This is a genomic window from Streptomyces sp. NPDC002690 (genome assembly GCF_053592415.1).
This window is the reverse complement of the sequence record NZ_JBSFVR010000231.1, coordinates 1-11995: the sequence shown is the minus strand read 5'-3', so window position 1 is coordinate 11995 and position 11995 is coordinate 1. Positions and strand designations below refer to the sequence as shown.

The window sequence follows — 11995 nt, the reverse complement described above, 5'->3', positions numbered from 1 at the left end:
GCAACCCCGGATTCACCTGCTCGTGCTGCGGCAGCCGCCGCGCAGAGCTGCCGATGAACTACTTGGCTACCGCCCCGTACGCCCGGGAACCGAGCCTCGCCGCCCCGGCCACGTACGCGGCGGCGAAAGAGGCACCCGAGCCGATGTAGTGCCCGTTGCCGCGCGCACCGATCCCGACCACTCCGTCACCGGGCGCCGTCAGGTCGGCTGAGCGTGGCAGCAGGGCGTCGTCCGGACGCTGCCCCTGCGCGTCGACGTCCAGCACCGACAGCACACCGGGCAGCGCGGCCGGCCAGTAGTCCCGAGGAGCCGGCTCCTCGTCCTGTGCCGAGGACTTCGCCGGAGGGTCGGGCACGGCCGCCGCGATCACAGTCACGCCCTTCGCGAGGGCCGCCTCGACGGCCTCCGTCAGGCCGTCCGACCCCCGCACCAGAGCCGGCGAGACGGTGATCACGTCGGCGCCCGCCGCCGTCGCCGCGGCGATTCCCGACGCGACGCTCTGCGCCGTGGCCGTACCCCGTTCGTCCGTGCCGCGCACCGCGAGGATCCTCGCCCGCTGAGCGACCCCCGCGAACCGCACCCCGTCGACGGTGGCCGCGGCGACCAGCCCCGCGACGAAACTCCCGTGCCCCACGCAGTCCTGACCCGCAGGACCCACCGCGGTCACCCGGCCGGACAGGGCGGACGCCGTCGTGGACACCCCGGTGTCGACCACCGCCACCGTCACCCCGGCACCGTCCGAGAACGGCCAGGTGCGCGTCAGCTGGAGACTCCGCTGCTCCCAGGGCACGGTCGTGGCCCGCTGGGCGGAGGCGCTGGTGCAGACCGCGTCGGCGTCCAGTCGCGCGGGCATCACGGGCAGCCGCACCGGCGTGTCGTCCGCAGCGGACGCCTCGGGCCCGCAGACCAGCGGCAGCAGGGTTCCCAGGCACAGGCACACGGTCAACATCCGTGCCGGGTGGGGGACATGGGCCAGACGAGAGCGCCGAGACATGTTCCGCATCCTACGGGCAGCCGCCGGACGCGAGCGGCCGTCCCCTCACCCCCGAGGCGTCGGCGACCGCACCCCGGGCACGTCGTCGGGCAGCAGGAGCCGCAGGTCGTCCAGGCCCGGTGCGGCCATGGCGCTGACCCGGCCCGCCTGCCTGGTCATCATGGACTCCAGGACCTGCCGGGCCAGCCGTCCGTTGCCGAAGAAGCGGTCGCGCGGCAGGGAGTCGAAGTACTCCCGCAGCAGCCCGCCGACGCCGGGTCCGCACTCGTAGCCCGAACCGTCCGCGTGCATGCGGACGATCGTGACCAGCTCGTCGGAGGTGTAGTCGGCGAACTCCACACGCCGGGAGAACCGGGACGACAGACCCGGGTTGGACGCCAGGAAGGACTCCATCTCCCGGGTGTAGCCGGCCACGATGACGACCACCTCGTCACGGTGGTCCTCCATCAGCTTCAGCAAGGTGTCCACGGCCTCCTGGCCGAAGTCCGAGCTGGAGGAGCCGCTTCCCGGTGTGAGCGTGTAAGCCTCGTCGATGAACAGAACCCCTCCGCGGGCCCGTTCGAAGACCTCGCGGGTCAACTGCGCGGTGTGGCCGACGAACCGGCCCACCAGGTCGGCCCGCGCCACCTCGACGAGCTGGCCCTGGGGGAGCACGCCGAGCGAGACGAGCAGTTCGCCGTAGAGGCGGGCGACGGTGGTCTTGCCGGTGCCGGGCGGGCCGGTGAAGACCAGATGGTGGCTGATCCGCGGACTCGGCAGCCCGGCAGCCTCCCGCCGCCGCGCGGTCGACAACAGGTTGACCAGGTCGGTGACATCGCGTTTGACGGCCGCCAGCCCCACCATGTCGCCGAGCCGGGACAGGGCGTCACCGCGGTCCGGCTCGCCCGCCTCCCCGTGCGGGCCGGCCGGGACCTGTATCCCCACGTCCTCGGGGACCAGCAGGCTCAGGTCCCGTTCGCTCACCTCGGTCTGTGCGGCCAGTCGTACGGCCTGCCGGTCGACCATCTCCTCGAACACCTGCCGGGCGGCACGGCCGTTACCGAACGTGGCGTCCTTGGGCATGCGCTCGAAGTGCGCGGCGAGTGCCGCGCCGGTGCCCTCGCCGAGCTCGTACTGGTGCCGGGAGCACATGGTCTCCATGATCGCGACCAGCTCGTGCACCGTGTAGTTCTCGAACTCCACGGTCCGCGAGAAGCGGGACGCCAGACCGGGGTTGCTGCCGAGGAAGGACTGCATCTCCCCGGAGTAGCCCGCGGCGACGACCACCACGTCCTCGCGGTGGTCCTCCATCAGCTTCAGCAGGGTGTCCACGGCCTCCCGCCCGAAGTCGGGCCCCGAACGCCCGCTGTCGGAGGTCAGGGTGTACGCCTCGTCGATGAACAGCACCCCGCCCAGAGCCCTGTTGAAGGTCTCGGTGGTCTTGATGGCGGTACCGCCGATGACCTGGGCGACCAGATCGGCCCGCGAGACCTCGACCAGGTGCCCGGAGCGCAGCGCGCCCAACTGGGCCAGCACGGTGCCGTAGAGGCGGGCGACCGTGGTCTTGCCGGTGCCGGGCGGGCCCGCGAAGACCAGGTGACGGCTCATCGGCGGTGCCGACATGCCCAACTGCGCTCTGCGCTGCGCGAGTTGGGTGAGGTTGACGAGAGTGCGGACCTGCTGCTTGACGTTGGCGAGGCCGATCAGCCCCTCCAGCTCGGCGAGCGGCCCGCTCTCCCCGGGCGCGTCCACGCCGTCCGGCGCGGTTCCGGCCGGGTCGGTTCCCTCGGCTTCGCCGTAGCCCCAGGCGTCCCGGCGGCCGTTGCCGCTGGTGGTGAGGGACTCGACGGCCAGCCGGTCGCCGGGCTGTGACTGGACCAGGCCGCTGCCCGCGTTGTCGCGGACCGTGCAGTTGACGACGGACACCGGCAGGGTGGTCTCCACCCGCAGCCCGTCCTTACCGCTGCCGGCCAGGGTGCACCCGTTGAGCGAGGCGCGCCCGCCCTGCCGGATCACGGCGCCGCACTCCGGGGCGCCGACGACCTGAAGCCTGGTGCCGGTCAGTTCACCCTCCGCCTCGACGAGCACGCCGTCCGCTCCGGCCTCGCGGATCTCGCAGTCGCGGACCGTGAGGGCGCCGCCGGTGCCCACGGACAGGCCCGTGGTGGCCGGCGCGAGCACGGTGGTGCCCCCGACGTAGAGGTTGCCCGCGCTCTCCACGTGGACGCCCGCCGCGCCGGTCCTGGCGATCTCGCTGTCCTCCAGCCGTCCTCGGCCGTCCTTGGCGACCTCGACGCCGTTGCCGCCCGCGCCACTGATCCGGGTGCGGCGAATCATCGGGTTGGCGCCGGTCGCGATCCGGATACCGGCGCCCGCCGTGTCGACCACCTCCACCCGGTCGAGTTCGGCGGTGGACTCCTCCTCCAGCAGCAGTCCGGACGTGGCCGCGCAGTCCCGCACGGTCAGCGAGGTCAGCGACGGCGATCCGGACCCGGTCACCCGCAGCGCGGGCGCCTGGGAGGAGTCCAGCCAGCAGTCCTCGTAGGTGCCGCGGCCCCGGTCGGTGACCAGCAGGCCGTTGCCCCCGGTGCGGGCCGTACGGCAGCGGCGCAGCAACGGGTCGCTGCCCTGCGAGACGACGAACGCCGGACCGGTGGTCGCGGTGACCCTGACGTCCTCCAGCACGGTGCGGGAGGCACTGGTCAGATGCACGCCGATCGCGACGTCGTGGACGACCGTGCGCAGGACCCGCGTGGTGCAGCGGCCCTCCAGAGCGACTGCCGGCTGGTCGGTGGAGGAGATGTCGCAGTCCTCGACCGATCCCTGGGCGTCGCCGTTGGCCAGGATCCCGTTGGCCCGCGCGTCGCGCACGGTGCAGCCGCGCACCGAGACCCGGCCGCGTTCCCCGATCACCACGCCCGACGTGCCCAGATGCTCGATGGTGCAGGACTCCAGGGAGCTCTCCACGGCGGAGGTGACGACCACCCCGGCCCCCACGCCGTTGCTGATCCGGCAGTCACGCATCGCCAGCGAACCGGTCTCCCGGGCGAGGACCGCCGTCCACGCGGACCCGGTGACCTCGCAGCCGTCCATCGCCACCTGGCCGCGGACCGCGTCCACGGCGGGCACGTCCTCGTCCCCGCCGCGCAGCACCAGATCGGTGAGCATCACGGCGTCGGCGCGCAGACTGACCGCGCTGCCGCGCCGGGGGCGTATCTCCACCGTCCCCCGCGACTGTTCGGCGACGATGGTCACCCGTATGCCGACGGCGAGGCTCTCCTCGTACGTCCCGGGGGCCACGCTGATCACCGCGCCGCTGCGCGCCCCCGCGAGCGCCTCACCGATCGTGCGGAAGCCGCCGGTTCCGTCGGGGCGGACCGTCAGTACCTGGCGTGACACGCGCTCTCCATCTCTCGCAGACTCACGGCGTAGATCGCCCTTGACAGGGTGCGGACGGCCCCATCATGCACGGCTCTACCAGGTGTTGACACGTCGGCCCGAGCCGGGCCACCACCTTTTCCGTCGGACGCGGCCGATCGCCGGGCTCGGAGGCGCCGTCCCGGCCGCCTGCGGTGGTCCGTCGCCGCCGGAACAACGCGCGTGCGGACGAGGATCATGAATCCTCGTCCGCACGACGCGCTCACCGGCCGCCCCGAACTCGCCCTCGGCCAGTTCCTCCTGCCCTTCGATCACCAGGACGCCTCCGGTGCCCTACCGGACTCCGTCACCCACTCCGAGATCCTGCGCAACTTCGTCAAGCCGCCCGTCCACGGCTGGGCCCTGGCCAGACTCCCGGCCCGCGACGACCTCTCCATCGACGAACTCACCCACCTGTACGGCCGCGTGGAGCGCTGGACCCGCTTCTGGCTGGAACACCGCCGCGCGCCCGGGCAGAAACTGCCGCACTACCACCACGGGACGGACAACGGCTGGGGCAACTCCACCGCCTTCGACCCCGCCCGGACGATCGTCTCCGCCGATCTCGTGGCCTTCCTCGTCCTCCGGTTGCACGAACTTGGCCAGCTGGCAGGTCTGTTGAACAGGACCGACGAGGCCGCTCAGTGGCGCAAGCAGGCCGGCGCTCTCCAGCAGGCCATGATCGAACAGTTGTGGACCGGCGATCGCTTCCATACCCGCGGCGCCGACGGCAGCCCGGGCCCGGAGCAGCGACGGTCTTCTTGACCTGATGCCGATCGTCCTGGGGGACACCTGCCCGTCGACATCGCCGAGCACCTTGCCGGACATGTCGAACGGCACCTGACCACACACGGCCTGGCCACCGGACTGCCCGTCTCGCCCCACTGCCAGGCCGACGCTCACCGGCGCGGTCCTGTCTGGGCCCCTCCACCAGGGACTCCGCGACCGGGCCCGCACGTGGACCGCGAGCGCCTGCCTGCTGCTCTCCCGTGCAGCGGTCCGGCTGACCGGCGCCACCCCGCGTTCCGCTCCGGTGCGCCCTGCCCACGGAGTACCGCACCGCGCTCCATGAGGGTGAGACGGCGGAGGGAGAGCCGCAGAGCATGCCGGTCTTCAGCCGGTGCCCCGGACTGCAACTGATGGGATGAATGAGGAATCTTGGTATGGATATCTAGGTAGAGTCCGTTAACGAACTTCGAAGTGATGGAGTACTCCGAGTCAAGTGGACAAAACGTTGTCAGTGGCTTTACATACATCCCATCTATGTTGCGGCCCCACTCGACCGCAGCCCAGGAACTCTCCCGCTCCGGGAGGAGCGCGAGGTCACCGCATGAAGCTCCGAACCGTCTGCACGGCCGCCGCCGGCCTCTCGGCGCCGGTATCGGTCAGCCGACGTGTCGGCAGCGCCGGGAGTTCCGCGGCGAAGGGCGAGAGGCTTCCGGTTTTGACCACCGGTCACCGGCGGGCCGGGCTGTCGGGGCCGCCACCGGGGGAGTGGCGTCCCGTGGCCGCTCCCCGACGAAGATCGCGGCGATCCCGGCCGACACCTCGTCGTTCTTTCCATCGATCCACCCTGTTCCCGCCCTGGAGGAACCCGTGCTTCTGACCGAACTGCTGCACCCCGGCATGCTGGAGGCCTTGGCCGGCGCCGGACACGGTGCCCGCGTGCTGCTCACCGACGGGCACTACCCGGCGAGTACGGCTGTCGGGCCGCGCGCCCGGATCGTGCACCTCAACGTCGCGCCCGGCCTCCTCGACGTCCCTCCGGTGCTCGACGTGCTGTTGCGGACCGTTCCCGTCGAATCGGCCCAGGTGATGGTGCCGCCGGAGGGCGAACCCGAGCCGGCTGCCATCGCCGACTACCGCGCCCGGCTCGGCCCGGTGCCGGTGGAGTCGCTCGACCGCTTCGCCTTCTACGACGCGGCCCGTTCCCCGGACGTGGCACTGGCGGTCGTCACCGCGGACACCCGTACGTACGCCAACCTGCTGCTGACCATCGGCGTCCGCGCGGAGGGGACCCTGGCAGCACGATGACCCGTGCCCGTACCGTCCGTCATGCGGCCGACCGCACGAAGGACGGCTCCGGGCGCCCGCGTGACGACTTCCGTGGCTCAGTAGGCTGACATGCCTCCGGTGAACGACCCCTGGGGCCCGGCCCCTCGGAGTCGGTCAGGGCGACCCATCGGCGGCCACACGGGCAGGGCTTTGACAGTGATCTCCTCAACGCGCACGGCGTCCATCGTCCGCGGCGGCAGGAACGGTGTCGCGATCGCGGCGGCGGCGCTCCTCGTTCTTCTGGCCACGGGGTGCGGCTCCGACGGCGGCGAACCGGCCGGCGCCGCCGCGAGTCCCTCGATCCACCCGGTCGACGACACCGACATCACCGCCGCGCCGGGGGAGCGATTCACGCTCACCGTCGACCAGAACCCGTCCACCCGCGAGTACTGGTATCTGGTCGGCCCTGAGCCCGACAGTTCGGTGCTGGTCAGCGGCGGCCGGGACTACGCGTCGGACTCCGGCGGGAAGACCGTGGCCGGTTCGGGCGGCCGGCTCACCTTCACCTTCGAGGCCAAGGGCCGGGGGACCACCCGGTTCACCCTTCTGCACTGCACCTTCGCCACGTGCCGGGGCAACACCTCCACACGGCCCCCCGCGCCGACCACCCCCTCCGCCGCCGTGACCACCGGGGACGCGTCCCCCTCTCCCTCCCCGGCTCCCGAGCGCGTCACCTACACCGTCACCGTCGGCTGAACCGCGGCGGGCCCCCGGCCGGGGCCGGTCGTGTGCCACGCGAGCCCGCCCCGTCGTCCTGGAGGGTGGTGGTCATCGCCGTGGCACGGGGGATAGAGGCACCCGCGCGGAGGCGGTGCGAGGCGGCCGCCCGGGGGTGTCGTGGGCGCCGTCCGCTCTCGGCCTGCCGGGACCCGGCGGTGTGCCGTCTCCCCGGTTTGGCCGAAGAGCGCCGTAAGCCGCTTCGGGCCATCGGACCGCCGGTCCGTCCGCTCCTGTCCGCCGCGTGCGGGGAGTGCGCCGTTCGGGTGCACGGTTCCGTTCTCTCACAGGACGCCCACAGGATACGGAGGCGCCACCTCCGGCCGTGTAGGTGGATTTTCCCACTGGCTGAAAATGATCGGTACTGGATCGAGTTGACAGGCGCTGCCCCCGCCGGTGGCCGACGGCGGACTGGCGCCTTCCGTATGACTGTTGGTCCGGGCGTCACATGGGAGACAGCGCATTCTCCGCATGGCGGGCAGGGCCTCCCGGTCCTCATCGAAAGGCCTGAAAGGGTCGATCGCGACCATGTGGACGCCTGCATTTTTCCGCCAGGTTCCGCAGGATGACCATGAAAGCTACACAGAGCCATCACTATTGGTGCGACAGATGCGTGACGACCGGCTTCTGAGGGGGCGCCGGCGTCGCACCAGGGGGTGCGTCTGCTCCACGGCTGTGCCTGGAGCCGTGACCACCCCTGCCCGGGGAGGGGATCAACCGCATGAAGCGGACCATACGCACGGCCGCGCTCACGGCCTGTGCGCTCATCGCCGCGCTCGGCCTGCCGGCCACAGTGGCGCAGGCCGACACCGCAACGCCCCGAATCGACCTGAGGGTGCTCGTGGTCACCGACGGGGGACCGGCGACCAGAGCCGTGGAGGCCGAACTCGACGGCGAGGGCATCCCTTACACCGAGGTCGACCTGAACTCCGCGTCCAGGCCGACCATCGACGCCTCGTTCCTCTCGGACACGGTGGACGGCCGCCCGAGAGCCAAGTTCCAGGCAGTGGTCCTGCCCAACGACAACCCGTTCTTCACGGGGCCGGAAATGGCCGCACTGGCCGCCTACGAGCAGACCTACGCGATTCCCCAGGTCGACGCCTACACCTACGCGCGCCCCGAGGCCGGTCTGCAGTACTACGTCTACGGCGGCTACGCCGGAAGTCTCGACGGCATCACCGCGGGGGTGACCGACGCGGGGAAGGCCGGCCCGTTCGGCTACCTCGACGGAGCGGTCCCCTTCGAGGACAACGACGCCTCGGTGAGCGAGAGTTACGGCTACCTGGCGGTACCCCTGGTGGGCGCCGACTTCACCACGTACGTGGACGCCCCCGTGCCCGGCTCGACCGGCCGGGCCTCCCTGGTGGGCGAGTACCGGCACGACGGACGGCGCGAACTGGTCGTCGGCTTCGTCTACAACCAGTACCAGCAGCAGTTCAAGCTGCTGGCCCGCGGCATCGTCGACTGGATGACGGACGGCATCCACCTCGGGGCGTCCCGCAACTACCTCGCGGTCCACGTCGACGACATCTTCGCCGCCGACGACCGCTGGAACAGCACGTACAACTGCACGCCGGGCGACGTCGACTGCACGGACCCCGCTGCCGCCGAGTCGACGATCCGCATGACCCCCGCGGACGTGGAGTACGCCTCGTCCTGGCAGGAGACGAACGGCTTCACCCTCGACCTCGCCTACAACGCCCTCGGCAGCGAGGACTACAAGGAAGAGCACGACGGCTCGGACCCGCTGCTCACCTCCCTGGTCGCAGGCAAGGACGACTTCCGGTGGGTCAACCACACCTACTCGCACGAGTTCCTCGGCTGCGTGCAGAACACCACCGTCGTCCCCTGGGTGTGCGCGACCAACGCGGACGGCTCCACCCAGTGGGTCTCCCAGGCACAGATCTCCAGCGAGATCTCCACCAATGCCGCCTGGGGCCAGGCGAAGGGCCTGCCCATCGACGGCACCGAGCTGATCACCGGTGAGCACTCCGGATTCTTCGTCACCCCGCAGCAGCCCGTCGACAACCCGAACCTCGCCCCGGCCTTCACGGCCAACGGCATCCAGTGGGCCGGTTCCGACAACTCCCGCGACCCGCAACAGCGCCAGGTCGGCTCTGCGCTCACCGTCCCCCGCTACCCGCTGAACATCTACTACAACGCGGGCACGAAGGCCGACGAGGTCGACGAGTACAACTTCATCTACGGCAGCCGGGCCCAGGGCGGCAGCGGCATCTGCGACGACAACCCCGCCACCACCACCTGCCTGGCCGCCCCGCTCTCCACCACCACCGGATTCGACGACTACATCGTGCCGCTGGAGAGCCGCCAGGCCCTCGGCCACGTCCTGGGCAACGACCCCCGGCCGCACTACGTGCACCAGTCCAACCTGGCCGAGGACCGCCTGCTCTACCCCGTCCTGACCTCGGTGCTCTCCCAGTACCGGGCGCTCTACGCGGACACCGCCCCGGTCGTGAACCTGCGGCAGAAGGACATCGGCGCCGAGCTCCAGCGCCGCGCCGCCTGGAAGAGCGCCCTGTCCGCCGGCACGGTGACCGCCTACCGCATCGGTGGCGACGTGACCGTCCAGGCGCCCTCGGGCATCCAGGTCACCGCGACCGTGCCGGCCGGCACCACCCTCGGCGGCTCCGAGTTCGGGACGGCCTACGCGGGCGAGCGGTCCGGCTGGACGGCGTCCACGGGCTCGGCCCTCGCCCTGACGCTGCCCGCCCCGGCCGCCCCGGCGACCGGAACGCCCGCCTCTGCCGACTCGGTGGAAATCACCTCCACCGCGCCCGAGACCAGGATTCCCGCGGGTGTCACCGAGTAGGTCGCGCACCTCCTCCGAGACCGACCGCCGCAAGGCGCCACCGGTCCCGGCCGATCACACCGGCCGGGACCGGCTCGAACCCACCCCACACCTCGGCCGTGGAGCCCCAGAGATGCACGTTCAACAGGGCGGGCGCCGTACCGGCGCGACGCACGTCACCCTGCTCACCGAAGGTACCTATCCGCACAGTCACGGCGGCGTCAGTGTCTGGTGCGACCAACTCGTCCAAGGCATGCCCGACATCGACTTCGACGTCATAGCCGTCACCGGCACCGGACGCGAACCGACGGTGTGGGACCTGCCGTCCCAGGTGTCGCGAGTCAGCTCCGTCCCGATGTGGGGCGACCCGCCGGAGGGGCGGGCCCCGCGCGGGCGCGCCCGGGCCCGGCTCTGCGAGGCGTGGGAGCGGTTCCTTGCCGCGCTCGTCGACCCGTCAGCCGAGAGCGGCTTCGCACCCGCCCTCTACACGATGGCGCGGGCCGCGTCCGCCGGCATGCTCAGCCCCTTCCTGCGCGGCGACACCGCCATCGGCGTCCTGACGTCGGTGTGGAACCGGCCCGGGCTCACCATCCGCGAGTCCGAACCCAGCCTGCACGACGCCCTGACCGCCGTCTCGCTCCTCGAACACGCGCTGCGCCCGCTGTCCGCCGAGCCCCCCGAGCACGGGGTGGCGCACGCGGTCAGCGGCGGAGTGGCGGTCCTGCCCGGCCTCGCCGCCCTCGAACGCCACGGCGTTCCGCTGCTGCTGACCGAGCACGGCGTCTATCTGCGTGAGCGCTACCTCGGCTACCGCACCGCCCCCTACCGCTGGCCGGTGAAAGCGGTCGTGCTGGGCTTCTTCCGGCTGCTCGCCGAGGAGACCTACCGGAAGGCGTCCCTCGTCACCCCCGGTAACCAGTACAACCGGCTGTGGGAGGAGGAAGGCGGCGCCGCCCCCGAGTCCATCCGCACCGTCTACAACGGGGTCGACCCGGCCGCGTTCCCGATGGCCGGACCGGAACCGCTGCGGCCCACGCTGAGCTGGGCCGGGCGGGTCGACCCGATCAAGGACCTGGAGACCTTGATCCGGGCGTTCGCCCTGGTCCGCGAGAAGATGCCGGACGCCCGGCTGCGGATGTTCGGCGGCACCCCGCGCGGCGGCGAGGCGTACCGGGAACGCTGCGAGGCGCTGGCCGCCGAACTCGGCCACGGCGACGCGGTGGTGTTCGAAGGCCGCGTCGACGACATCAAGGACGCCTACGCGGCCGGGAACGTCGTCATGCTCTCCAGCATCAGCGAGGGTTTCCCGTTCACCCTGATCGAGGCCATGTCCTGCGGGCGGGCGACCGTCTCCACGGACGTGGGCGGAGTACGGGAGGCGGTCGGCGACACCGGACTCGTGGTGCCGCCGCGCGACCCGGCCGCGATGGCCGCCGCCGCGCTGGAACTGCTCGGCGACGCCGGCCGGCGCCGTGCGATGGGGGAGGCGGCCAGGCTGCGGGTCGTCGAACAGTTCACCCTGCGGCAGACCGTCGACACCTTCCGCGCGATCTACCTGGAGCTGCCGGCCCTCGGCCCGCGTCACCACGCCGATCCGCGGGGCGCCGACGGGACCGCCGAGCCGGCCGAGGCCGCGCCCCGGCCCAAGGGCGCCCACCGCCGCACCACGACGGGCACCCGCTCCGCCGTGTCCACCGGACCGAGGAGCATGGCCGGATGAGCGGGCCGATATCCCTCGAACCCGGTGGCCCCGAGCAGGAGACGCTCGCCATGCGGCTGGCCGACACCCGCCGGAGCGTCCGCAAGGTGTCGGACGACCACACGGTCCTCCTCGACACCCGCCGGATCGCGCGGCGCGTGGCGGCGGACCACACGATGGCCCTGCGGATTCCCCGTTTCCACCCCGACGAGGAGGCCGTCAGCATGCTGGCGGGTCGAGCCCGGCGGGCCTCCGCTCCTCCAGTCCGGTCCGGTCGAAGAAGGTACGGCCGAAGCCGAAGGTGAGCGTCAGGGAGGACGGGCCG

General features: G+C 71.8%; 7 protein-coding genes and 1 pseudogene. 5 read left to right on the top strand and 3 right to left on the bottom strand.

What is annotated here, in order from left to right:
* Window positions 1-58: 58 nt before the first annotated feature.
* Together ACWD3D_RS24880 and ACWD3D_RS24875 are read right to left on the bottom strand one after the other, a co-directional pair.
* On the bottom strand, window positions 59-994 hold the full coding sequence (locus ACWD3D_RS24880; RefSeq protein WP_451463019.1) for a S8 family serine peptidase: 936 nt from the start codon (window positions 992-994) through the stop codon (window positions 59-61).
* 45 nt (window positions 995-1039) lie between these two features.
* Window positions 1040-4372, bottom strand: coding sequence for a right-handed parallel beta-helix repeat-containing protein (locus ACWD3D_RS24875; RefSeq protein WP_451463018.1), 3333 nt, complete (start codon window positions 4370-4372; stop codon window positions 1040-1042).
* A gap of 216 nt (window positions 4373-4588) precedes the next feature.
* On the opposite strand from ACWD3D_RS24875, the gene ACWD3D_RS24870 reads away from it, so the two are divergent.
* The 5 genes from ACWD3D_RS24870 (at window position 4589) to pelF (ending at window position 11691) form a co-directional block, all read left to right on the top strand.
* Entirely contained in the window at window positions 4589-5155 is a 567-nt protein-coding gene (locus ACWD3D_RS24870) for an MGH1-like glycoside hydrolase domain-containing protein (protein WP_451463017.1), read from the top strand.
* An 831-nt stretch (window positions 5156-5986) separates the two neighbouring features.
* Window positions 5987-6424: an RbsD/FucU domain-containing protein gene (locus ACWD3D_RS24865; protein ID WP_451463016.1), complete on the top strand. Its 438-nt coding sequence runs from the start codon at window positions 5987-5989 to the stop codon at window positions 6422-6424.
* Between the two features lie 177 nt (window positions 6425-6601).
* Window positions 6602-7141, top strand: a complete 540-nt coding sequence (locus tag ACWD3D_RS24860; RefSeq protein WP_451463015.1) for a protease inhibitor I42 family protein — start codon at window positions 6602-6604, stop codon at window positions 7139-7141.
* A gap of 742 nt (window positions 7142-7883) precedes the next feature.
* On the top strand, window positions 7884-9992 hold the full coding sequence (locus tag ACWD3D_RS24855; protein WP_451463014.1) for a hypothetical protein: 2109 nt from the start codon (window positions 7884-7886) through the stop codon (window positions 9990-9992).
* Window positions 9993-10104: 112 nt separating this feature from the next.
* The gene (gene pelF / locus ACWD3D_RS24850; protein WP_451463013.1) at window positions 10105-11691 is read left to right on the top strand and encodes a GT4 family glycosyltransferase PelF; all 1587 of its coding nucleotides are present in this window, start codon (window positions 10105-10107) and stop codon (window positions 11689-11691) included.
* Window positions 11692-11901: 210 nt separating this feature from the next.
* Here the strand turns inward: pelF and ACWD3D_RS24845 are convergent.
* Window positions 11902-11995 (bottom strand): annotated as a pseudogene (locus ACWD3D_RS24845) (Dyp-type peroxidase domain-containing protein); the annotation flags it as partial.

Bases quoted from the DNA above. Each gene is read 5' to 3' on its own strand.
- ACWD3D_RS24880 (WP_451463019.1), bottom strand. From the start codon at position 994: ATGTCTCGGCGCTCTCGTCTGGCCCATGTCCCCCACCCGGCACGGATG.
- pelF (WP_451463013.1), top strand. From the start codon at position 10,105: ATGCACGTTCAACAGGGCGGGCGCCGTACCGGCGCGACGCACGTCACC.
- ACWD3D_RS24855 (WP_451463014.1), top strand. From the start codon at position 7,884: ATGAAGCGGACCATACGCACGGCCGCGCTCACGGCCTGTGCGCTCATC.
- ACWD3D_RS24870 (WP_451463017.1), top strand. From the start codon at position 4,589: ATGAATCCTCGTCCGCACGACGCGCTCACCGGCCGCCCCGAACTCGCC.